Origin of the sequence: Tenacibaculum crassostreae, from assembly GCF_964512405.1 — a bacterium.
Classification (GTDB): Bacteria; Bacteroidota; Bacteroidia; order Flavobacteriales; family Flavobacteriaceae; genus Polaribacter; species Polaribacter crassostreae.
The window spans coordinates 131,506-154,292 of sequence record NZ_CAZELE010000001.1; the positions used below are offsets into that span (position 1 = coordinate 131,506).

Genomic DNA, 22,787 nt, shown 5'->3' on the forward strand with positions numbered 1-22,787 from the left:
CTTTGCTTACAAGAAAACCTAGGTATGCAGTCTTTTATTTCAGAAACGTTAGATACTATTTTACAAAGCACCAAATCGTTTGAAAATGTTGTGTTTATAATGCCTTCACAAAGAGCAGGAGTTTTTGTAAAAGAAACATTTAAAAAGAAAATTTCAGCAGGTTTTTTACCAAAAATTATCAATATTGGTGATTTTGTTGAAGAAATTTCTGAAATGAAAAAGATTGATTCGGTTCAACTTCTTTTTCACTTTTACACCATTTACAAAGAGCAAGAAGAGAATCCTGATTCGTTTGATGTATTTTCATCATGGGCATTCACGTTGTTGCAAGATTATAATGAAATAGACCAGCATTTAATTAATTCACGAGAGATTTTTGTGTATTTACGAGATATTCATCGCCTACGAAAATGGTCGGTAAAAGGCGAGTTTAAAGAAACTGAATTGATGAAAGATCATTTTGCTTTCATGGAAAAGCTAAACAACTATTACGATGCTTTTTATCAGTTTTTGGTTGAAAATAATATTGGATATCAAGGAGTTTTATACCGAGAATCAACAAAAAAAGTAGCAGATTTCATCCGTAAAAATCAACAGAAAAAATACTTTTTTATAGGATTTAATGCGTTGAATGCTGCTGAAGAGTTCTTGTTTGAACAATTTTTGTTAAACGGAAATGCAGAAGCTTATTGGGATATTGACAAAACATTTTATGAAAGTCAACATCAGGCAGGTAGTTTTTTAAGAAAGTATAAAACCCGATGGAAATATTATAAGCAGCATCCAATTCAAACGGTTAAAGAATATTTTTCAAAAGAAAAGCATATTGAAGTATTTGGAGCTTCCAAAAACATTACGCAGATAAAGCATGCTGGAGAAATTTTAGAAAAGCTCCCCAATTATAACAATACAGCGTTGGTGTTGGCAGACGAAACACTATTGCCAATTACGTTAAATTCGCTGCCTAAGAGTTTAGATGCGATTAATATTACGATGGGATATCCGTTAAAAGATGTACCCACAACGAGTTTGATTTTTGCTATTTTCCAGTTATTTCTCAATCAAGAAAAGTTAGAAAAGAAGGAAGAAAACCTTTTTTACCACAAAGATGTCATCCGCTTGGTAAAAGATGCTACTATATACAGGTTATTACAGATTGATGAGCAAGCCAACATTGCCGATGTACTTTCAGAAACGGTAGCTAAAGAGAATAATACTTTTATTAGTCAGGAAGAAATACTAACATTTATTTCGTCGATTAGTGAGAAAGTAAAAGAAAGAATAGCTGCTGTTTTTAATCCGTTTGAATCGATTAGTGAGTTTTTAAACAGAGTTATTGAGTTAATCAACTTGCTAAAAGAAAATGCGAACGAGTTAGAAAAAGAATATTTATTCCGTTTTTATACAGCTTTTACACAATTGCAAAACTTGCATAATGAGTTTGGTTATGTGCAAGATTTAAAAACCTTACATCAATTTTTTAGGCAGTTAATTCAATCAGAAAGTTTATCGTTTCAAGGAGAACCTTTACAAGGATTACAGTTAATGGGAGTATTAGAAACCCGTGTGTTAGATTTTGAAAATGTAATTATCACTTCAGTAAATGAAGGGGTTTTACCAGGGAATCATCAACAAAGCACATTCATCCCTTTTGACGTAAAAATAGAGTTTGGTTTGCCAACATACAGAGAAAAAGATGCACTGTTTTCGTATCACTTTTTCAGGTTATTACAACGTGCTAAAAATATTTACATCTTGTATAATACTGAGCACGATGTGTTTGGAAGCGGAGAAAAAAGTCGTTTTGTAACACAGTTAGAAATGATGCGAGATGATATTACTGAAAAAATTATCAGCCCGAAAGTTGTAACGTCACCTCTTCAATTAAAAGAAATTAAAAAGGACGAAAAAGTTTTAGAACGCTTGCAAGAAATAGCTCAAAAAGGAATTTCTCCATCAGCGTTGACTAATTATTTATACAATCCGATTGCGTTTTACAAGCAAAAAATTTTAAAAATAAATGAGTTAGAAGATGTAGAAGAAACCGTAGCTGCAAATACAATGGGAACAGTTGTTCATGATACGTTAGAAGAACTCTACAAACCTTATATCGGGAAATTTTTGCAAGTAGAGGATGTTGAAGATATGCAGCAAAAAACCAAAGAACTTATTACTTTTTATTTCTCAAAACATTTTAAAAATGGAGATATAACCACTGGGAAAAATCGATTGATTTTTGAAGTAGCAAATCGTTTTGTAGAAAACTTTTTATCGAAAGAAAAGCAATTGTTGAAAGATGAGAACAATCAACTTAAAATAATTGCAACAGAGCAAGAATTGTCATCTGAAATAAGAGTTGAAGGAATTGACTTTCCAATAAAGATAAAAGGAATTGTAGATCGAATCGATGAACTAAATGGAGTTACTAGAATTATCGATTATAAAACAGGAATGGTGGATGCTACAAACTTAAAAGTACTCGATTTTGAAGTTATTAGAGAGTTAAAATATCACAAAGCTATTCAGGTAATGTTGTATGCGTTTTTGTATACACAATACACTCAATTTAATTTTGTAAAACCATTAGCAGCAGGGATTTTTTCGTTTAAAAATTTAAAAAGCGGCTTTTTACAAATGAATTTTTCATCCAATTATAGAGCTCCTGATAATGCGATTACTCAAGAAAAAATAGAAGAGTTTTTAGAAGAAATCAGAACTTTTATCAAAGAAATATACAATCCAGAAATTGCTTTTATAGAACCTACTGATTTACCGTATTAAGGATGTGCGTTCACCCAAACCTCACCATCTTCAAAGTATTCTTTTTTCCAGATAGGAACCGTTTCTTTTAAAGTGTCAATAGCATATTGGCAAGCTTCAAAAGCAGCATTTCTATGCGGAGCAGAAACGGTTATAATTACAGGAATATCACCAATTTTAAGTGTCCCAATAGCATGGTGAATTGCAATTTTTTCAATAGTAAACTTTTCAAGAACAGTATCCGCAATTTTTTGCATTTCTTTTATAGCCATAGGTACATAGCTGCTAAAATCTAATTGCGTTACTGTTTTGTTTTGTGTAGCATTTCTAACCGTACCAATAAAAGGAACAATTCCGCCACAAGAATCTTCACTCACAAAGTCGATGCATTCTTGTAAGTTTAATTTTTCGTTTGTTATTTTTATTGATGTAGCACTCATATTTAAAATGAAAGTTTAACAAAGATATAAGATTGAAAGCGTAAAAAGAATAGAAACCAATCAGATTTAAATAATTATTTTTGTTAGCCAAAACAAAGAACACAACGCAACATGAAAACATTGAACGATTTCAATTTCAAAAATAAAAAAGCATTAATCCGTGTAGATTTTAATGTGCCTTTAAATGATGAATTTCAAGTAACTGATGATACAAGAATTCAAGCAGCAAAACCAACGATTATTAAAATTTTAGAAGATGGAGGTAGCTGTGTGTTAATGTCGCATTTAGGTCGCCCGAAAGGTAAAGAAGATCAATTTTCATTACGACATATTGCTGATAAAGTAAGTGAAGTTATTGGCGTGCAGGTAAAATTTGTAAACGATTGTATTGGAGAAGAGGTAGCAGAAGCTGTTGATAATTTAAAAGCGGGAGAAATTTTATTGTTAGAAAACTTACGTTTTTATGAAGAGGAAAAAAATGGAGATGTAGCTTTTGCAGAACAACTTTCACAATGGGGAGATGTTTATGTAAACGATGCTTTTGGTACTGCGCATAGAGAACATGCATCAACAGCAATTATTGCTCAATTTTTTCCAGAGAATAAATGCTTCGGAAGCTTGTTAGCAACCGAAATTGAAAGTATCGATAAGGTTTTAAATAATTCAGAAAAACCAGTAACAGCTATTTTAGGAGGCGCAAAAGTATCTTCTAAAATTGGAATTGTAGAAAATATTATTGAAAAAGTAGATCACATTATTATTGGTGGAGGTATGACTTTTACGTTTATTAAAGCTTTAGGAGGTACTATTGGTAATTCGTTGGTTGAAGATGATAAATTACAATTGGCCTTAGATATTTTAAAGTTAGCAGAAGAGAAAGACACTAAGATTCATTTACCAGTTGACGCACTAATAGCAGATGCTTTTTCAAACGATGCAAATACACAAACGGTAGATACTTATGAAATTCCTGATGGATGGATGGGGTTAGATGTTGGTCCAGAAACTTCAGATAACTTTGCTCAAGTAATTGCAGAATCAAAAACTATTTTATGGAACGGACCTTTAGGTGTTTTTGAATTAGAAAACTTTTCTAAAGGAACGATTGAATTAGGAAATGCAATTACCGAAGCTACAGCTAATGGAGCATTTTCTTTAGTTGGAGGAGGAGATTCGGTAGCTGCAGTAAAACAGTTTGGTTTTGGAGAAAAGGTGAGTTATGTTTCAACAGGTGGAGGTGCTATGTTAGAAATGTTAGAAGGAAAAACCTTACCAGGTATTGAAGCTGTTTTGAAATAAAATCTCGAAAAGTAAAATATATATAATCCCGCTTTTTTGCGGGATTTTTTATTATGCTTCTTTTAGAGAAGTATTAAAAACCTTGTATTTTTACAAGAATAACAATTGATAGATAATTTATGAAATATACAACACTACCAAATACCGATACAAAAGTTTCAAAAATATGTTTAGGAACCATGACTTGGGGGCGTCAAAACACACAAGAAGATGGATTTGAGCAAATGGATTATGCCTTAGAACGTGGTGTTAATTTTTGGGACACAGCTGAGTTATATTCAGTTCCTGCTACTCCAGAAACGTATGGAGCTACCGAAAGAATCATTGGAAACTGGTTTAAAAAAACAGGGAAAAGAGATCAAGTAGTTTTGGCTTCTAAAATAGCAGGAGGAGGCGCATACACAGCTCACATTCGTTCGGGTAAGTTTGGAAGAAAGAATATTACCGAAGCTATTGAAGGTAGTTTAAAACGCCTACAAACCGATTATATCGATTTGTATCAACTCCATTGGCCCGATCGCGGTGTAAATTGTTTTGGGGTGCGAGATTATCCCTATAAAACCTCTACAAAAGAAGCTGAAAACCATTTAGAGATTTTAGAAACTTTAAACGATTTTGTTAAACAAGGTAAGATAAAGCATATTGGATTATCGAATGAAACTCCTTGGGGAACTATGAAGTATTTACAAACTGCAGAACAACATAATTTACCCAAAATGTTAACCATTCAAAACTCATATTCGTTAATTCATAGAGGATATGAGGTAGGAATGTCTGAAGTTTCCATGAGAGAAAATATTGGTTTGTTAGCTTATTCTCCATTAGCTCAGGGAGTGTTATCAGGAAAGTATCTAAATGGAGGTCAACCAGAAGGAGCAAGAGGAACATTGTTTCCGCGTTTTATAGCTCGTTATATGACTGAAGGTTCTCAACAGGCAGTAGCAGAATATTTAAAAATTGCAGAAAAACACGGATTAACTTTAGCTCAGTTATCATTGGCGTATATTAATCAATTACCTTTTGTAACGAGTAATATTATTGGAGCTACAAAAATGAGTCAGTTAAAAGAAAATATCGATTCTATTAATATTGAACTGTCAGAAGAAATTTTAGATGAAATAGAAGTAATACATGCTATGATTCCTAATCCAGCACCTTAATTTATAAAGAAGCAAAATAATTATAAACTAAAACTCCGATGAATCTTCATCGGAGTTTTAGTTTATTCTATAACTTCAAAATAAGTAGCTTTAAAGGTATTGTTTTCTATAGTTCCTGTTACTTTGGCTTTTCTAACTACATTACAAAAACCAATGTTTTCGTCATGGGCATCGCCATAATCATCAATATGTGCTCCTTCTACAAAATAGGCTTTATCATCAATTTTTATAGCTAAATCGCAACCCATTTTAGATTTCAGTCCGAATTGACATTGTCCGCAAGAAGCTTCTACAATTTGTTCTTTTTGTTTTGGAGTTGAACAAGCTAGTATTCCGAAGAAAACTAATACAAAAACTTTTTTCATGATAATATATTTAGAAATTCTGAAAGCAAGTTCAGAATAAAATTTTTAATACCCTACTTTTTCACGAACTCTTTGTAAAACCTCTTTAGCAACAACACGAGCTTTTTCTGCTCCTATTGCCAATGCTTCGTCAATTTCATGTTTATTTTCCATGTAGTGATTGTACTTAGCGCGTACATCAGCAAACTTTTCAAGAATTAACTCATATAAAGCTTGTTTTGCGTGTCCGTAACCATAACCTCCATTTTCGTAATTGGCACGCATTTCAGCAATTTGAGTATCAGATGCCAATAATCTGTATAATGCAAATACATTGTCAGTATCTGGGTCTTTAGGGTCTTCTAACGCTTTACTATCGGTTTGAATTCCCATTATTTGCTTACGCAATTTCTTTTCTGGTAAGAAAATATCGATAAAATTATTTCTCGATTTACTCATTTTCTCTCCATCAGTACCTGGTACTAATTTAGTCTCCTCGTTTATTTTTTCTTGAGGCGGAACTAAGGTGTCACCAACAATATTGTTGAATCTGTTAGCTACATCACGAGTCATTTCTAAGTGTTGCAACTGATCTTTTCCAACTGGTACAACTTCTGCATCATATAATAAAATATCAGCAGCCATTAACATTGGGTAAGTAAATAATCCAGCATTAACATCTGATAAACGATCTGCTTTATCTTTAAAACTATGCGCCAACGTTAAACGTTGATATGGAAAGAAACAGCTTAAATACCACGTTAACTCAGTAGTTTCAGGAACATCGCTTTGACGATAAAAAACAGTTTTGTTAATGTCAATTCCACAAGCAAGCCAAGTAGCTGCAGTACTATAGGTGTTTTCACGTAATTGTTTTCCGTCTTTAATTTGAGTTAAAGAGTGCATGTCTGCAATAAATAAAAACGATTCGTTATTAGGGTCATTTGCCATTTCAATAGCTGGTAAAATTGCTCCTAATAAATTTCCTAAGTGCGGAGTTCCTGTACTTTGTACTCCTGTTAAAACTCTTGGCATGTAATTTTAAAATTTAAGAATTAACTTAATTAGTTAGTAGGCAAAAGTAAGGTTAAAATCCGTCAAACAAAAGAAATTACTACATTCGCAACTATGATACAATATTTACTATTTCCAGTTCGGTTTATTTGGCGTGTTTGGTTTTATGTTTTAATGATTGCAACGGTGTTATTAATGTCGCCATTGGTTTTAGTGTTACTTTCTGATGAAAAATACTACGGAACTTTTTGGAAATTAATGAGAGCTTGGTCTTATGTGTTGATTTACGGAATGGGATTTCGATTAAAGGCTGAATTTGAAGAAAAAACAACTTTAGATAAAAGTTACATGTTTATAGCAAATCACGCCTCTTTATTAGATCCGTGGATTATGATTGCGCTGAGTAAGAATCCGATTTTATTTGTCGGAAAAAAAGAGCTGGTAAAACTTCCTGTTTTTGGATATTTCTATAAAAAAGCAGTAGTTATGGTTGATAGAAGTGATCCGAAAAGTAGAAAACAAGTGTATGAAAGAGTTAAAAAACGTTTAGATGACGGACTAAGCATTGGAATTTTCCCTGAAGGATTAGTACCGACTGAAAATGTAATTTTAGCACCTTTTACCAATGGGGCGTTTAGTTTATCGATAGAATATCAAATGCCTATAGTAACTCAAGTATATTATGATGCGAAACGCTACTTTTCTTGGGATTTTTTTAAAGGACGTCCAGGTACTTTTAGAGTGAAACAATGCAAGTTTATTGAAACAAGTAACTTAACTATTGAAGATAAAGAAGCATTAAAAAAGCAAGCGTTTGATTTGATGTATAATGAATTGACACAAGATGAGTTATATATGAAAGATACTAACAGACCCAATAATGAGCGAGAGTTTAAATCACCATTATAGCGATACAGAAGAAAAACTAAATGTGCTTACTCATGGTTTTGGAATGTTAATGAGTATTGTAGGTTTGGTGTTTTTAGTAGAAAAGTCGATTAATTACGACGGATTTTGGAATCGTGCTAGTTTTATTATTTATGGCGTTAGCATGGTGATTTTATATGCAGCATCTACTTTTTATCATGCATCAACTTCACCTAAATTAAGAAGAAGACTAAATATTTTTGATCACGCTGCTATTTACGTGTTAATAGCCGGAAGCTATTCTCCTTTTTGTTTGGTGGTTTTAAATAATAATTTTGGTTGGTATATGTTCTTATTTGTTTGGTTTTGCGCTTTGTTAGGAGTTGTTTTAAAATTGTTTTTTACAGGGAAGTTCGATAAGCTATCAACTGTTTTATATGTGTTGATGGGATGGCAAGTAGTGTTTTTTATAAAACCCATAATGAATAATTTACCGACTGAAGGACTTTATTATTTAGTAGCTGGAGGAGTTTCTTACACACTTGGAGCTATTTTATATTCGATAAGTAAAATACCATACAACCACGCAATTTTTCATGTATTTGTGCTTTTAGGAAGTTTGTGTCATTTTATTACAATATTTTTTTATATTTAAAAAAGTATGCTGCTCGACATAAACTCATTATTTTATTCTTGGATTCGAGGAGGGATTTTCCTTTTATTGATATATCATTTTGTGTTTTATTTAAAGCATAAAGAAGATATTTATAAATACTACTCAATTTATCTTTTTGGGATTTTTATTTTTCTAATTAAAGATGTTTTTGAAGGAGAGTTTATGACTTGTGTTTATGAGTATTTAGTTTTTTCAATTCAGTTTATTTCATTTTCATTTTACATTCATTTCACTCGAAAACTATTAAATACTGAGGAAGATTATCCTAAGTGGAATAAAGCAGCAAAAAAAGTATCAATATTACTATTAATTATAGCTCTTTTATTAGCTGTTGTTCAGGCTTTTTATGGGTTTGAAACTCAAAAAAAAGTACTTCTTTACGGTGCTCCAGTTCTAACAATTGCTTTAGTAGGAGGGTTAGCTTTTGTTGAAATAATAAAAACAAAGGTCGGACTCTATTCCTTACTGGGATCAATTATAGCGTTATTAGGAGCTAATATAACAGCATTAAAAATTATTAAAGACGAATCTTTTTTAATTAATTTGAATGTACATCACATGTTCTACTTCTTTGTTGGAATATTAATTCAAACCATAATATATGCATTCTTAATTGCTGATGTTTTAAAGAAAAAAGAGATAGAAAAGTCTAGGGCAGAACTTAACCTTCACAAAAAATCTGCACAATTATATGAATTGAAAATGACAGCGTTTAAAAACAGAATGAATCCTCATTTCTTATTCAATTCATTAAATTCAATAAACAATTTTGTACTTCAAAATAAGAAAGAAGAAACTTCTGCTTATATATCTAAATTTTCATCTTTAATAAGAAAAGTATTACAAACTACCGAAAAAGTATACATTTCTTTAGAGGAAGAGTTGCAAATTGCCGAATTATATATTAATATTGAATTAGCTAGACTAAGAAATAGTTTCAACTACGAAATCATCGTAGATAAAGATATAAAAACCAGCTCGATAAAAGTAGTTCCTTTATATTTGCAACCTTTTGTAGAAAATGCGATTTGGCATGGATTAACTCTACAAGAAGGAAATAAAAAATTACTTATAAAAGTAAAAGAAGAAAACAACTACATTATTACTGAAGTAATTGATAATGGAGTTGGCTATAAAGAGTCGTTAAATAAAAATAAGAGCCAAGGGATTCAACGAAAATCCTTTGGAATAGATACAGTCAAAAACAGGTTAGATTTAATTTATTCCCCCCCGAAGGTTAATTTACTCATAAGTGATATGGAAAATAAAGGAACTAAGGTTACCATTGTTTTCCCGAGTGAAAAATTTTAAAAACTAAAGGGAAATGTTAAAAATTGTAATCATCGACGATGAAAGGGACGCTTTAGAAGCATTAGAATGGAAACTAAATAAATGCTTAAATGAAGAGTTGTCTATAACAAAATGTAGTTCGCCAATAATTGCTGTAGACATAGTAAAAGAGCTAAAACCAGATTTAATTTTTTTAGATATTCAAATGCCTGAGATGGATGGTTTTTCATTTATTGAAAAATTTCCAGATAGGAATTTTGAAGTAATCTTTACAACAGCATACGATGAGTATGGAATTAAAGCAGTTAAAGCGCAAGCTCTAGATTATTTAATGAAACCTATTGATATAGATGAGCTTACTTTGGCAATGATTAAAGTAAAAAAAGCGTTAAATGAAAGGGTTTTTGAAGAAGTTCCCATAAAAATAAATATACAAGCAGATGGTAAAGTGTATTTAATACCGAAAGAAGAAGTTTTATACTTAAAGTCTGATAAGAGTTATACAACAATTCATTTAACTAATGGAAAAACGATTGTGGCTACAAAAACATTAAAAGAAATACAAAAAAAGTTTGTTTGCCCTGAGTTTTTAAGGGTTCATAATTCTTATGTAGTAAATCTTACTTATGTAGCAGAATATAACAAAGGAGTAAATGAATTAACCTTAAATGACGGTACAATTGTAGCAGTTAGTAGAAGTAAAAAAAATGAAGTAATTAATGCCTTGAATTTAGATAAGTAGTGCTGTTAGACATGACATCGGCGTTTTATTCATGGATACGAGGAGGGCTTGTAGTGCTTTTCGTTTATCACTTTATTATATATATTCAGAATAAAGATGCCATTCATAAATATTACAGTATCTATTTGCTGTGTTTAACAATTTACTTAATACGAGAAGTTTTTACAAGTGAAACAATACAGTACTATTACCAATATTTAAGTTTTTCAATTCAATATGTTGCTTACGCGTCTTTTATCTATTTTGTAAGAAGTTTAGTTGATTTAAAAGCAGACTTTCCTAAGCTAGATAACTTAATACTTATTCTAGCTAAAATCTTGTTGGTTTTTACTTTTGTTTTAATAGCTGTACAGTTTTTTTATGGATATGAAGCTCAAAAAATTGTTGTTGCATATTCGGTTCCTTTTTCAACCGTCTGTGCATTCATGGTCTTTTATATTATTTCAAAGAAGAAAACAAAACAAGTTTTTTATTTGATTTTAGGCTCAATTATTTTCTTGTTGTTTGCTAATATTAGCTCAATAAAAATGATTAAAGGAGATTATTATCTACTAGACTTTAAAGTACATTTAAGGTTTTATTATTTTGTAGGAGCAATTATTCAAAGTGTAATTTTTGCCGTTTTAATTGGTAATTATTTACGAGAAATTGAAGATAAAAAAAGAGAAGCTGAGGTAAATTTACTAAAGCAAAGTAATCAAATTTCAGACTTAAAAATGACGGCTTTACAAAGCCAAATGAATCCACATTTTTTATTTAACTCATTAAATTCTATTAACAATTATGTGGTTCAAAACAAAATAGAAGAAGCTTCAAATTTTATTACCAAGTTTTCCTCACTGGTAAGAAAAGTATTACAAGTAACTAACGAAAACACAATAACATTAAAAGAAGAGCTCGAGATTTTATCTATTTACATTAAGTTAGAACAGATGCGGTTAAAAAACAGTTTCACTTTTACGTTAGAAGTTGATGATGTAATAGCCCAAGAAGAGTTAAAAGTTGTTCCGTTGTTTTTACAACCTTTTATTGAAAATGCAATTTGGCACGGACTGAGTTTAAAAAAAGAAGATAAAAAATTGTGTCTTTGTATAGATTTAAAAGAAGGCAATATAAATGTAAAAATTTTAGATAATGGTATTGGGTTACACGCTGCAAAAAACAGGAACAGATATCAATCTAAAAACAAAAAATCGTTTGGAATAAACATCGTAAAAGAACGATTAAAGCTGATGTATGGAGATAATACTTTTGTGAGTGTTAAAGATATTTCTGATAAAAACCATACAGGAACTGAGGTTTTAATCACTTTTCCTTATGTTTTATAAATGTTAATTGTTTTTAATTTTATACGAATTATTAACTTTTTACTACCAATCGTTTAAAACTAAATTTTGCAATGAAGAGTTTCTGTAAATTTGTATAACACTTAGGGAAATTGTGGTTTTGGGGGAATTCACAATCTTAACATGAGAGACTAAAGGTTAAAGTGAAAGCTTTAACCTTTTTTTATTTCCATTCTACAAAAGGATGTTTGCTTAAATTAGAATTGTAATATTTTTCTATTCCTGTAACCTCTATTCCTAACCAGTTTGGTTTTGCAAAAATTTCGTTTTCGTTATTTAACTCTACCTCTGCAATAAGTAACCCTTTGTTTTCACCTAAAAACTCATCAACTTCAAAAATATGAGTGTCAATTTCTACCAGATATCGGAACTTTTCAATAATTCCTTTTTCGCACAATTCAAAAAGATTTTCAGCTTCATTCAAAGGTATTTCTTTTTCCCATTCAAAACGAGAAGTTCCACTGGTATTTGAAGGTCCCTTAATAGTTAAAAATCCTTGATCATCTTTAATTCTTACTCGAACTACACGTTCTTTAGCAGAATTTAAAAACCCTTGTTTTATATATTTTTTTTGAAACGATTCTTGTTTAAAATCATGAGATTTTACCAAAAATTTTCGTTCTATTTCTATTGCCATTCAAAAGGAGTTCTAATTTGTACGAATGTACCATTTTTGTTGATATTATTGAATATCTTTGAAGAATGATTTTAACGCTTAACTTCTACTAAATGGCGATTGTTACTACAAAAGCCATTGTTTTAAATTCTCTTAAGTATGGTGACACCAGTTTAATTGTAAAGTGTTTTACGTTACAAGAAGGTGTAAAGTCGTACATGATAAAAGGGGTTTTAAAATCAAAAAAAGGAAAGTTGAAAGCAGCCCACTTCCAGCCATTAACTCAATTACAAATTACAGCAAATCATAGTAATAAAAGTTCTTTACATTCTATTAAAGAAGTTCAGGTGATTCATCCTTATCAAACGGTACACACCTCTGTAATTAAGCAAACAATAGTGCTGTTTTTATCAGAGATATTATCCACAATTATACAAGAAGAAGAAGAGAATACTTTTTTGTATGAATACATTGAAACTTCTTTAATTTGGATTGATACTCACGATGAAGTCGCCAACTTTCACTTGTTGTTTTTACTGAACTTATCTAAGTATTTAGGGTTTTACCCTGATGTTTCTCAAGCTCATAAAAAAGGGTTTAGTTTGTTAGAGGGAAGCTTTACTGATGAGGAATATGAAAAAGGAGTTTTAATTGGTGATGAAATTAATCTTTTCAAAAGCCTTTTGGGCATAAATTTTGATGCAATAAATTCAATCTCCTATTCAAAAAAGGATAGGCAAATTATCCTTCGAATTATAGTTCAATATTACGAATTGCATTTGGAGGGTTTTAGGAAACCAAAGTCGTTAGACGTTTTAGAAACCGTGTTTAGTTAATTTATGAAACAAATAATTACTGTATTTTTTTTAGTACTTACTACTTCAATTTACTCTCAAAACCTTACTATTATTGATGCCGAAACAGGAAAACCTGTTGAAGCTGTTGCAATATTTAATAAGAATAAAACAATTTCTGCGATAAGCGACGAAGCTGGAAAAGTAGATGTGACAGAGTTTTCAAAAGATGAAACATTAATTTTTTCACATGTATCATATGCAGAATTTCAAGAGAAAAAATCAGTATTAAAAAAGAACAATTACCATGTTTATTTGTCTAAAAATTCTGAACAATTAGACGAAGTTATAGTATCAGTATTTAAAAACAGAGAAAAAACAAACAGAATTGCTGAACAAATAGCAGTGGTTTCTTCTAAAGAGATTGCAAGATTGTCACCTCAAACATCTGCAGATTTATTATCAAGTGTTCCTGGGATAAAAATTCAGAAATCACAATTTGGAGGCGGTAGCCCAGTAATGCGAGGAATGGAAAGTAACCGAGTATTATTGGTAGTTGACGGTGTTCGTATGAACAATGCAATTTATCGAAAAGGACACTTACAAAACTCAATTACAGTAGCTCCGAATTTATTAGACAGAACCGAAATTGTTTTCGGGCCATCTTCAGTTATTTATGGGTCTGATGCTTTGGGAGGAGTAATCCATTATTATACAAAAACACCAAAACTTTCTGAAAAAGGAACAAAAATAAAAGGAAGTTCATTTTTACGATATAGTTCAGCAAATAATGAAGTAACCAATGTTGTTTCAACAGAATTAAGTTTTAAAAAATGGGGGTCTTTTACAAGTGTATCTCATAGTAATTTTGGCGATTTACGTATGGGTAAAAATCGCTCTCATGGTTTTGATGACTGGGGAAAAGTACCGTTTTACTCAGATAATACAAATACCTTTTATAACGACACACCTGTTGTAAATTCTAACGAAAACATCCAAAGAAATACAGGGTATAGCCAAACAGATCTGTTACAAAAATTCTACGTTCCGTTTTCAAAAAATACCGATTTTAAACTAAACTTACAGTATTCAACATCGTCAAATATTCCACGTTTTGATAAATTAACAGAATTGAAAGGAAACGGAAATTTAAAATTTGCTGAATGGTATTATGGACCACAAGAACGTTTGTTAATTTCTCCGCAGTTACTAATCAATCCGAAGAAAAAATGGTTAGATAAAGGAACGATTACATTAGCGTATCAAAATATGAAAGAGAGTCGTATTCAACGAAAATTTGGAAGCTTAGAGCGTTCTTACAGAAAAGAAGCAGTAGATGTTTTTAGTTTGAATGGAGATTTTAATGTTCCACTAGCAGCACACAGAAACTTAGGATATGGTGTTGAAATAGCTTACAACGATGTTGCTTCAAACTCTTACGGAAAAACTTTACGAGTTAACGAAAATAAAATTGTAGGTTTTGATGGAGATTTTGCTGTTCAATCTCGTTATCCAGACGGGGGAAGTAGTTATTTGAGTTCTGCTTTTTATATTGATTATCGTCAAGATATTAATTCAAAATCTACTTTAAACACGGGTGTTAGAGGTACACATACCGTATTAAAAGCAAGATGGATAGATGAGACATTTATTGATATTCCACAAAATGATATTCGATTAGATAATCAATCTATCACAGCTACGATAGGTTATGTGTATAAACCAACAAAGAATTGGCAATTAAACGGAGTTGTGTCATCAGGTTTCCGTTCTCCTAATATTGATGATGTTGGGAAAATTAGAGAAAAAAGTGGTCGATTAACCGTTCCTAATACTGAATTAGGTCCTGAATATGCGTACAATTTTGAGGTTGGAATTCAAAAGTATTTTAACAATAGAAAATTTAGAGCAGGATTAAACGCGTATTACACAATCTTAGATCAAAATATTACCCGAATTCCGTATCCTTTCTTCGGTCAGAGTACAGTGTATTATGAAGGTGATGAATACAATGTAATAGATGGAGAAATTTTAACGAATTTTAATAGAGGAAGAGCATACATAACTGGTTTTACCGCAAGTTATGAAGGAAAAATTTTAAATCATTGGAAGACATCCGGATCGATAACTTATACAAAAGGAAATACAATCGATTCAGGTGAAGGAGAAGATATTCCTGATGAACCATTATCGTCTATTCCGCCATTGTTTGGTCGTTTTGATTTAAGTTATACTAATAAGAAGTTTGAAGTGGGTGCTACTTTAGTTTTTAATGCTAAAAAAGATATTTCAGATTACAACTTAACTGAAGGGATAGACAATCATGATTTAACTCCAATTGTTAATCCTGATGCAACTGAAGATATCAACAAGTATTATGGAACACCTAGTTGGATGACCGTTGGATTGTATGGTAAATATCAGTTTACAAAAAACATTGCAATACAAGCGCAACTGTCTAATTTATTTGATGAGCATTATAAAGAATTTGCTTCAGGTGTTTCGGCAGCAGGACGTAATATTTCAATATCTTTGCAAACCAATTTTTAAGCACAACAAATGATTAATTTTTTCAGATTAGTAAGTTTATTAGAAGGTGTATCTTACATTTTACTACTTTTTATAGCAGTTCCAATTAAATACATGCAAGGAAATCCTGAATATGTAAAAATGTTAGGAATGCCTCATGGAGTTTTATTTGTAGCCTATATAGCGTTAGCTATTTTATTAAAGATGGAATTAAAATGGAGTAACAAAACCTTCGGTATCGTTTGCTTGTTATCTATCTTGCCTTTCGGAACTTTTTTTGTTGGAAAGTTTTTAAAGAAAGAAGAAGTTTAACATAACCATTATCCTCCGCTTACAGGAGGAATAATGGCAATTATATCATTTTCCTTAATATATGTTTCATCAGTAGCATAACTTTCGTTAATAGCTACTGCATACGAACTCATTTTTTTAAAATCAGGAAATTGTGTTGTAAGAAATTCTTTAAAACTAGCAATAGTCATTGTATTTGGAAGTTCTATTTCCAAAGAAGAGCTTCCAATTAAATCTGTAGCAATACCAAAAAGTAATAAGGTTGTTTTCATACGTTTAAATTTATATTAACTAATTGATATTTAGCTATTTCCTTTTACAGGGGTGTTTATCTTGGTTTTACCTAATCCCTCTATGAGGGTTTCATGTGTTTACAAAATTACAACTTTATACCAAAAACAACCCTGTTTTCTTGCTTTCCGTTAAAATAAGAACGGGCAAAATCTACACGGAGAAAACGCCATTTTCCAAAACCAATATTATCTAAACCAACTGCGAATTCTGAATATGGTTTGTTACCTCCTGTAAATAATCCTTTAGCGCTAGTAACTAGATGAAAATTTAATTTATTTACTAACGGAATTTTACTCAACAAAGCTCCTTTAAAATTATATTCTCCATGCAATTCTCCAAACTTGTCGTTTGTGCTTAATTGATAGTATGGCAACATGTAAAAATTATTTAAATAATTGTCTTTTGGAGCAACCAATAAGCGGTTTCCGTTAAAATGAGCATAATCTATAAACGGAATATCTTTTTGCTTTAAGAACATACCTCCTTTGGCTTTGTAAGAAAATTCACCCCAGTTGCCTAAGCTGATGTTTTGGTATAATTGAGAAAACACTAAATCTGAGTTCCATTCATTATTTCCTGAGCCGAAGTTTTTTTGATATCCGATAAATAATGATGGGTATTTATTGTTTGTAATGTTGAATTTTCCATCAGGATATGACAAATATTTTTGACCGAAGTTTATGTTGGCACCTATTGAAAATGTCCACATGTGATGCGGTGTAAAACCTGTTGAAAAATCGGTAGGATTTTGCGGATTGTTAGACGTGTAACTGACATCATCTTTCGGAAGCATTACATAATCAGTTGTGTTAAATAAGGGTTTTCTATCGGCAAACTCTAACGAGGAAGACATACGAATTCCGTTAGTAACTTCTTTTGAGAAGGAAGCTTTAGCAAAGGTTTTTTCATAAATCTTTAAATAGTTTCGTTCAAATCCGATAGAACTAATAGTATTCCAGAATTTAGAAATAGGTTGTTTATTGTTAAATTGAGGTGTCGAAACTCCTCCTGAAACTGATAAAAAAGGTCTTGAAGTGCTGTTCCATAAGTAGTTAAAATAGGCGGTAGGACGTGCTTTTTTTTCAGCAAAACCATAGTTTATATCAATGCCAGCACCAAATCGTCTTCCTTTTTCATTAAGCGATTTTCGGTAGTTAACTCCTATAGAAGAATTCCAGCCTTGTACAGTGTTAAAATTTAAATTTTCAATAGGAGAAGAAGTGCTTAACGACCATTTATTATAGGTGTCTCGATACGTATATCCTGAGAGAACATCCAGTAGTTTAAATTTATTGTTTTTAGCATCAATAGAATCTAAATACTTTTCTGATTTTCTAATGGTTTTAATACTGTCTTTTAACTTGTAGTCAGATTTTTCTTCAGTAGTTAATGCTACTGGGCGAATAGTATTCCAATATACTGAATCTTTTTCAGTAGCATTTTCAGCAAAAGAAAGTATTTCGTTGCTAAACGTTTTTTGGGTAAACCCAGGAGAGAAATTATAATTTGAATACGATGCTGAAAAACGTCCGTTAAAATTAAATCCAAACATACCAGCTTTAAAATCGATGGTTTGTGTTACCGGTACCCAAGCTTTATTAGTTGTTGAAAAATTATAATTTTGTTTAATGTGTAACGAATCTACCATCGGCATACTAATTTGAGTGCCTGTAATAATAACATCGGCACCGTAAATAGCCCAATCATCTTCAACAATATAAATATAACCGCTAAAAACACGGTCGTTTTTTCGTTTTGGAAGTAGTTGAATTTTATTAATTAGCTTTCCTTTTTCATCATAAAAAACACCTGTTAGTTTGTAGTTATAATAACCAAAAGCACCATTAGCAATAGGTGAAATTACGTTGACATCTGCCAAATCAAATGAGTTTTCATAAAAGTTAAAGTTTACATCTTCAGCTTGGTTAAAACTAATTCCGTTATCCTGTCCGCTTACTTTTGAAGCGATGATATGTTCTTTAAAATGTTGAGGTTTCTTTTGAAAAGCAATTTTAGAAACTGTTTCTGAAAGATAAACAATTCCTGTTCTGGTAGAATCTAATCCGCCTCCCATATCACCAATATCTTGCCCCAAAAATTTCTTCGGAAGGTTTTTTACTTTAAACAACCCACGAGAGTAAAAATCTGCGGTATACTCAGCGAATTTGTCGGTGTTTTTATTTTTGTTGGCAATAGCGTTTCTAATAATTCTGTTTGCAGGATTCTCTTTAGATGAGATTACAACTTCATCTAAAGTAACTTCTTCTTCAGGAAGTGCAATGTTTACGGTAAACGGAAAAGAAGATACATCGATTTCTTTCTTAATCGTTTTGTAGCCCAACATCTGAAAAATAACAACGTGTTTTCCTTTGGTATTTATTTTTAATTCATATTCTCCATTAGAATTGGTTGTTGTACCTGTAATTGTATTTTCTATATACACACTTACAAAAGAGAGAGGTTGGTTTTTGGTGTCGGTAACTTTTCCTGTTATTTGAGAAAAAACAATAGACGAAAATGTAACAAATAGAAGGGTAATTATATTTTTCATAGTCATTAAAGTTTGATTGCAGCAAACATAAAAGAAGAACCTTGTATTAAATATTTAAGAAATGTTAAACAATTTACAAAGTCTTCTTAATATGACTGTTGAATAGTTAAGTTGTTACTTAACAGTGTCTTTTTGTTGTTTTTTCTTCTTTTTTCCGAATAAACCACCTAACACATCTGTTACTTTTTTAACGGTTTCTTCTTTTTTATTGTCGGTTGCGGTACTATCTTTCTTTTTGTTTCCTAGTAAGCCTCCTAAGGCATCATTTACCAATTTATCTTTTTGTTGATCGATAAGTTTTTGACTAAGCTTTGCAACCGATGAAGACAAATCAGTTTTTACAGTAGGATTTGTCATATTGCCTGTAAGATTAGCTGTTATAGGAACTGTAATGTTTTGTTGGTCTTTTGCGCTTAATTTAGAAAGTAAACCTTGAGCTTCATTACCCAAATATTTAGCAGGAACATTTAAAGTAACATTGTAGTTCATCGTTTTGTCAAAACCGTGGCTACCTCCAACAGTAATTCCGATGTCTTTATATTTTAAATCGAAAGGTTTTACAACTACTTGTCCGTCTTTAAATGATAGGAAAGTTTTGATGTCTTTTAAATCGAGTTTGGTTAAATCGATAAACGATAATTTTTCATTTAATAAACTCAATGATTTTGTTTTCTTCGGATTAATAGTCGTGGTGAGTAATTGTGCTAAAGCATTTCCAGAAACAGAAGTAAGATTAGGTGTAAAATCATCATTTAAACTTCCTGCTAAATCAATATCAGAGTTTAATTTACCATCCATAGCGCCAGCAATTGGGCTTAACGATTGTAACAGATCTAAACTAGCAAATGACTGAGCAATATCAAACGATTTAATGCCTAATTTCATATTAAAAGTAGGCTTTTTTTGTTGTGTGTTTACTTCTCCGTTTAACGCAATTTGACCGTTGAAAATAGCAGCGTCTACATCTTGCAAAATCGCTTTTTCATCTTTTAAAAGAAGTCTTCCTTTTACGTTTTGTAAAGTTAAATTGTCGTAATGAACGGTTTTAGCATTTGCTAATACTGAGCAATCTAAAAAAGCAGGAATTTTTAAACTTTCGGTTTGTTTTTCTTCTGAAGAAGTTTCTTTTTCGGGTTTGCTAGAAGGATTTTCTTCCATAAAATCACTCACATAAAAAGTGTTTGAGTTTACTTTAAAATCTCCTTGTAATTTGTTGTCAGAAAGTAAAAACCCTAATAAGTTTTTAAGAGTTCCAGTAGCGTTTAAATCACTTTTCCCTGTAGTTGCATCAAACTTAGTTAATGAAACAACACTCGGAGTAAAATTAACCTTTGTGTTTTTTATATGAATAGGATTTACAACGTCTTCCGAAGAAAAAACGAAGTCGTTTACTTCCATTTGTCCGCTGTTTTTTATACGATTGAGCGTGTTGTTTTCAATCGCTTTCATGTCGAATTCAGTATGTAAATCGGCTTTTAAAATTCCGCGTAATTCATTTTTTAAATCAATAGGATATGCTTTGTTAATGTTGGCTAAATTCAGCGTTCCTTTTACATCAGCATTCACTTTAGGATTGGTTGTTAAATTGTACACGTTTCCTTTTCCAGAAAAAGTATCTTCATCAATTTTAAAAGATAAATTATTAATGGTAACAAAAGTGTTTTCAGTTTTACCTGTTGTGTTTTTTAGTTGCGCATCAATATGAATGTTTTGTACGCTTTTAGGTAAATCTGGGTATTTAAATGAAGCGTTGTTAGATTGTATAGCAATATCCAACTTCGGAATATGAGTGTCATCAATAGTTCCTGTTACTTTTCCGTTTACGCTAAAATCTCCAGTAGTGGCTACATTTGCGATACTTTTTGTGTAGGCTTCTGGAATTAATTTTAAGAAGTTTTTAAAGTCTGATGAAGGAGTTTTAAAGTTAATATTAACCTCTTGATTGTCGTCGTTTACCTGCACAAATCCATCAAAAACTAACGGTAAATTGTTAATTTTTACTTCGTTTTTTAGGAAAGAAAACTTCTTTTTGGTTAAATCCATTCCTAAAATTGCATCCAATTCAATTTTTTGATTTTTCGCATAGGTGTTTTCATCCATTCCAAAAGAAATTAGTGTAGATGTTTGAGTATCTAATTCTGAATTTTCTTGCGAAAAATCACCACTTCCAGTATGATTAAAATCGGTTAACTCTAAATTAATTTTACCTTGCTTATCGTTGTATTTGATAGTTGAGTTGTTGACAGCATACGAATTAAGTGAGAATCCAAAACTTGATGTATTTTCATTCGTTTCTTCAGTCTCAGAAGGTTTTGCAATATCATAGTTTGCATTCCCTTTTTCATTAACTAAAACGTTTACCAAAGCATCATCAATAGTAAAAGACTGAATATTTAATTGTTCAGAAGTGTTTTTTAAAAGCTCGGTAAGCTTTAATTTTAAGTTTACTTCTTTAGCATACACTAAAGTATCTCCTTCAAACGGAGCGTTATTTATTACCGTTAAATCGTATAGTTGAACTGTAGCATTAGGGAGATTTCTAATCAAACTAAGATTAGAATCGCTAAAATCAACTTTAGCATTTACATTATTGTTAATCGTAGTTTTTACTAAGTTCATCACTTTGTCTTGAAACAATAGTGGTATGCTAATTAAAAGAACTAAAAAAAACGCGATAATACCTAGTGCTATTTTATATATCTTTTTCATAATGAATAGAGTTTGCTATATAATACTAACGAACAAAGTTCAGCAATTATTTGTAAATACGTAGTGAAGGAAATTATAATTTTTCTTTTGGTAATTTTGCGGTGCATAAAATTTACATTTTGACTAAAAAACAACAATACTCAACCTTTATTAAAGAACAAGCAAAACGTTTGGGGTTTTTGGGTTGTGGTATTGCAAAAGCAGATTTTTTAGAAAAAGAAGCTCCTCGATTGGAAGAATGGTTGCAAAATGGGTATCAAGGAGAAATGCACTATATGGAAAACCATTTTGACAAACGTTTAGATCCGCGATTGTTGGTAGATGGAGCAAAATCGGTTATTTCATTGTCGTATAATTATTTTCCTTCGGAAGTTCAGCAAGAAGGAAGTTATAAGATTTCTAAATATGCTTACGGACAAGATTATCACCATATAATTAAAGATAAATTGCGAGAATTATTGCAATTAATTAATGATGAAATAGGAGAAGTTTCTGGTCGATGTTTTGTAGATTCTGCTCCTGTTTTAGAACGTGCTTGGGCTGAAAAAGCTGGTTTAGGTTGGAACGGAAAGCATTCGTTATTAATTCAAAAACAACATGGGTCATTTTTCTTCTTAGCTGAATTAATTATCGATTTAGAGCTTGCCTATGATGTTCCTTTTAGAACAGACCACTGTGGTAACTGTACTCGTTGTATTGATGCATGCCCAACGCAAGCAATTTTACCCAATAATACAGTTGATGGGAGCAGATGTATTTCATATGTAACAATTGAATTAAAAGATGCAATTCCATTAGAATTTAAAGGAAAAATGCAAGATTGGATGTTTGGTTGTGATGTATGTCAAGATGTTTGTCCGTGGAATCGTTTTTCAAAACCGCATGATGAACCATTGTTTAATCCGCAAGAAGGTTTGTTAGGAATGACAAAACGCGATTGGCAAGAATTAACACAAGAAACGTTTAGTAAAGTATTTAAAAAATCGGCAGTAAAAAGAACAAAGTTTTCAGGACTTACTAGAAATATTCAGTTTTTACAAAAAGAACAACCGAATAAATAAGAGA

Annotated in this window: 19 protein-coding genes; 12 read left to right on the forward strand and 7 right to left on the reverse strand. The window is 31.2% G+C overall.

The window, feature by feature from the left end; translation table 11 throughout:
* Positions 1–24 precede the first annotated feature (24 nt).
* Complete coding sequence (locus tag ACKTST_RS00600) at positions 25–2,781, forward strand: PD-(D/E)XK nuclease family protein (protein ID WP_408045855.1); 2,757 nt, start codon at positions 25–27, stop codon at positions 2,779–2,781.
* On the opposite strand, the gene ACKTST_RS00605 is transcribed toward ACKTST_RS00600, so the two are convergent.
* Positions 2,778–3,200 carry a molybdenum cofactor biosynthesis protein MoaE gene (locus ACKTST_RS00605; protein ID WP_408045856.1) on the reverse strand — a complete coding sequence of 141 codons (423 nt, stop codon included), beginning with the start codon at positions 3,198–3,200 and terminating at the stop codon, positions 2,778–2,780. The two genes, ACKTST_RS00600 and ACKTST_RS00605, sit on opposite strands and share 4 nt — an antisense overlap.
* 111 nt (positions 3,201–3,311) lie before the next feature.
* Here ACKTST_RS00605 and ACKTST_RS00610 point away from each other — a divergent pair, with 111 nt between their 5' ends.
* Positions 3,312–4,499, forward strand: a complete 1,188-nt coding sequence (locus ACKTST_RS00610; RefSeq protein WP_408045857.1) for a phosphoglycerate kinase — start codon at positions 3,312–3,314, stop codon at positions 4,497–4,499.
* A 119-nt stretch (positions 4,500–4,618) separates the two neighbouring features.
* Positions 4,619–5,659: an NADP(H)-dependent aldo-keto reductase gene (locus ACKTST_RS00615; RefSeq protein ID WP_408045858.1), complete on the forward strand. Its 1,041-nt coding sequence runs from the start codon at positions 4,619–4,621 to the stop codon at positions 5,657–5,659.
* A 62-nt stretch (positions 5,660–5,721) separates the two neighbouring features.
* Here the strand turns inward: ACKTST_RS00615 and ACKTST_RS00620 are convergent, their stop codons facing one another.
* Both ACKTST_RS00620 and trpS read right to left on the reverse strand, forming a co-directional pair.
* Positions 5,722–6,024, reverse strand: coding sequence for a DUF6370 family protein (locus tag ACKTST_RS00620; RefSeq protein ID WP_408045859.1), 303 nt, complete (start codon positions 6,022–6,024; stop codon positions 5,722–5,724).
* A 45-nt stretch (positions 6,025–6,069) separates the two neighbouring features.
* On the reverse strand, positions 6,070–7,038 hold the full coding sequence (gene trpS / locus ACKTST_RS00625; protein WP_408045860.1) for a tryptophan--tRNA ligase: 969 nt from the start codon (positions 7,036–7,038) through the stop codon (positions 6,070–6,072).
* 93 nt (positions 7,039–7,131) lie between these two features.
* Between trpS and ACKTST_RS00630 the strand changes: the two genes are divergently transcribed.
* From ACKTST_RS00630 to ACKTST_RS00650, 5 genes are read left to right on the forward strand one after another with little or no spacing between them, the layout of a single operon-like run.
* On the forward strand, positions 7,132–7,926 hold the full coding sequence (locus tag ACKTST_RS00630; protein WP_408045861.1) for a lysophospholipid acyltransferase family protein: 795 nt from the start codon (positions 7,132–7,134) through the stop codon (positions 7,924–7,926).
* Positions 7,898–8,539, forward strand: a complete 642-nt coding sequence (trhA, locus tag ACKTST_RS00635) for a PAQR family membrane homeostasis protein TrhA (protein ID WP_408045862.1) — start codon at positions 7,898–7,900, stop codon at positions 8,537–8,539. Before ACKTST_RS00630 ends, trhA begins: the two co-directional genes overlap by 29 nt.
* Positions 8,540–8,545: 6 nt before the next feature.
* On the forward strand, positions 8,546–9,871 hold the full coding sequence (locus tag ACKTST_RS00640; protein ID WP_408045863.1) for a histidine kinase: 1,326 nt from the start codon (positions 8,546–8,548) through the stop codon (positions 9,869–9,871).
* A 13-nt stretch (positions 9,872–9,884) separates the two neighbouring features.
* On the forward strand, positions 9,885–10,592 hold the full coding sequence (locus tag ACKTST_RS00645; protein WP_408045864.1) for a LytR/AlgR family response regulator transcription factor: 708 nt from the start codon (positions 9,885–9,887) through the stop codon (positions 10,590–10,592).
* Positions 10,593–10,603: 11 nt separating this feature from the next.
* Positions 10,604–11,920, forward strand: coding sequence for a sensor histidine kinase (locus ACKTST_RS00650; RefSeq protein ID WP_408045865.1), 1,317 nt, complete (start codon positions 10,604–10,606; stop codon positions 11,918–11,920).
* Between the two features lie 181 nt (positions 11,921–12,101).
* Here the strand turns inward: ACKTST_RS00650 and ACKTST_RS00655 are convergent, their stop codons facing one another.
* On the reverse strand, positions 12,102–12,575 hold the full coding sequence (locus tag ACKTST_RS00655) for a CYTH domain-containing protein (protein ID WP_408045866.1): 474 nt from the start codon (positions 12,573–12,575) through the stop codon (positions 12,102–12,104).
* A 92-nt stretch (positions 12,576–12,667) separates the two neighbouring features.
* On the opposite strand from ACKTST_RS00655, the gene recO reads away from it, so the two are divergent.
* The 3 genes from recO to ACKTST_RS00670 are packed head-to-tail and all read left to right on the forward strand — an operon-like array spanning position 12,668 to position 16,189.
* Positions 12,668–13,390, forward strand: a complete 723-nt coding sequence (recO, locus tag ACKTST_RS00660) for a DNA repair protein RecO (RefSeq protein ID WP_408045867.1) — start codon at positions 12,668–12,670, stop codon at positions 13,388–13,390.
* A gap of 3 nt (positions 13,391–13,393) precedes the next feature.
* Positions 13,394–15,898 (forward strand): TonB-dependent receptor, encoded by a 2,505-nt coding sequence (locus ACKTST_RS00665; protein WP_408045868.1) that lies wholly within the window; start codon positions 13,394–13,396, stop codon positions 15,896–15,898.
* 9 nt (positions 15,899–15,907) lie between these two features.
* Positions 15,908–16,189, forward strand: coding sequence for a DUF3817 domain-containing protein (locus ACKTST_RS00670; RefSeq protein WP_408045869.1), 282 nt, complete (start codon positions 15,908–15,910; stop codon positions 16,187–16,189).
* A gap of 8 nt (positions 16,190–16,197) precedes the next feature.
* On the opposite strand, the gene ACKTST_RS00675 is transcribed toward ACKTST_RS00670, so the two are convergent.
* The 3 genes from ACKTST_RS00675 to ACKTST_RS00685 form a co-directional block, all read right to left on the reverse strand.
* Positions 16,198–16,440 carry a MoaD/ThiS family protein gene (locus ACKTST_RS00675; protein ID WP_408045870.1) on the reverse strand — a complete coding sequence of 81 codons (243 nt, stop codon included), beginning with the start codon at positions 16,438–16,440 and terminating at the stop codon, positions 16,198–16,200.
* 107 nt (positions 16,441–16,547) lie between these two features.
* Positions 16,548–19,013, reverse strand: coding sequence for a DUF5686 and carboxypeptidase regulatory-like domain-containing protein (locus ACKTST_RS00680; protein WP_408045871.1), 2,466 nt, complete (start codon positions 19,011–19,013; stop codon positions 16,548–16,550).
* Between the two features lie 114 nt (positions 19,014–19,127).
* The gene (locus ACKTST_RS00685; protein WP_408045872.1) at positions 19,128–21,722 is read right to left on the reverse strand and encodes an AsmA family protein; all 2,595 of its coding nucleotides are present in this window, start codon (positions 21,720–21,722) and stop codon (positions 19,128–19,130) included.
* Between the two features lie 119 nt (positions 21,723–21,841).
* Between ACKTST_RS00685 and queG the strand changes: the two genes are divergently transcribed.
* On the forward strand, positions 21,842–22,783 hold the full coding sequence (gene queG / locus ACKTST_RS00690) for a tRNA epoxyqueuosine(34) reductase QueG (RefSeq protein ID WP_408045873.1): 942 nt from the start codon (positions 21,842–21,844) through the stop codon (positions 22,781–22,783).
* Positions 22,784–22,787 lie beyond the last annotated feature (4 nt).

Coding starts and splice junctions, on each gene's coding strand:
- ACKTST_RS00650 (WP_408045865.1), top strand. CDS start 10,604: ATGACATCGGCGTTTTATTCATGGATACGAGGAGGGCTTGTAGTGCTT.
- ACKTST_RS00615 (WP_408045858.1), top strand. CDS start 4,619: ATGAAATATACAACACTACCAAATACCGATACAAAAGTTTCAAAAATA.
- trhA (WP_408045862.1), top strand. CDS start 7,898: ATGAGCGAGAGTTTAAATCACCATTATAGCGATACAGAAGAAAAACTA.
- ACKTST_RS00605 (WP_408045856.1), bottom strand. CDS start 3,200: ATGAGTGCTACATCAATAAAAATAACAAACGAAAAATTAAACTTACAA.
- ACKTST_RS00675 (WP_408045870.1), bottom strand. CDS start 16,440: ATGAAAACAACCTTATTACTTTTTGGTATTGCTACAGATTTAATTGGA.
- ACKTST_RS00685 (WP_408045872.1), bottom strand. CDS start 21,722: ATGAAAAAGATATATAAAATAGCACTAGGTATTATCGCGTTTTTTTTA.
- ACKTST_RS00665 (WP_408045868.1), top strand. CDS start 13,394: ATGAAACAAATAATTACTGTATTTTTTTTAGTACTTACTACTTCAATT.
- ACKTST_RS00640 (WP_408045863.1), top strand. CDS start 8,546: ATGCTGCTCGACATAAACTCATTATTTTATTCTTGGATTCGAGGAGGG.
- ACKTST_RS00620 (WP_408045859.1), bottom strand. CDS start 6,024: ATGAAAAAAGTTTTTGTATTAGTTTTCTTCGGAATACTAGCTTGTTCA.
- ACKTST_RS00645 (WP_408045864.1), top strand. CDS start 9,885: ATGTTAAAAATTGTAATCATCGACGATGAAAGGGACGCTTTAGAAGCA.
- ACKTST_RS00600 (WP_408045855.1), top strand. CDS start 25: ATGCAGTCTTTTATTTCAGAAACGTTAGATACTATTTTACAAAGCACC.
- ACKTST_RS00630 (WP_408045861.1), top strand. CDS start 7,132: ATGATACAATATTTACTATTTCCAGTTCGGTTTATTTGGCGTGTTTGG.
- ACKTST_RS00670 (WP_408045869.1), top strand. CDS start 15,908: ATGATTAATTTTTTCAGATTAGTAAGTTTATTAGAAGGTGTATCTTAC.
- recO (WP_408045867.1), top strand. CDS start 12,668: ATGGCGATTGTTACTACAAAAGCCATTGTTTTAAATTCTCTTAAGTAT.
- ACKTST_RS00680 (WP_408045871.1), bottom strand. CDS start 19,013: ATGAAAAATATAATTACCCTTCTATTTGTTACATTTTCGTCTATTGTT.
- ACKTST_RS00655 (WP_408045866.1), bottom strand. CDS start 12,575: ATGGCAATAGAAATAGAACGAAAATTTTTGGTAAAATCTCATGATTTT.
- ACKTST_RS00610 (WP_408045857.1), top strand. CDS start 3,312: ATGAAAACATTGAACGATTTCAATTTCAAAAATAAAAAAGCATTAATC.
- trpS (WP_408045860.1), bottom strand. CDS start 7,038: ATGCCAAGAGTTTTAACAGGAGTACAAAGTACAGGAACTCCGCACTTA.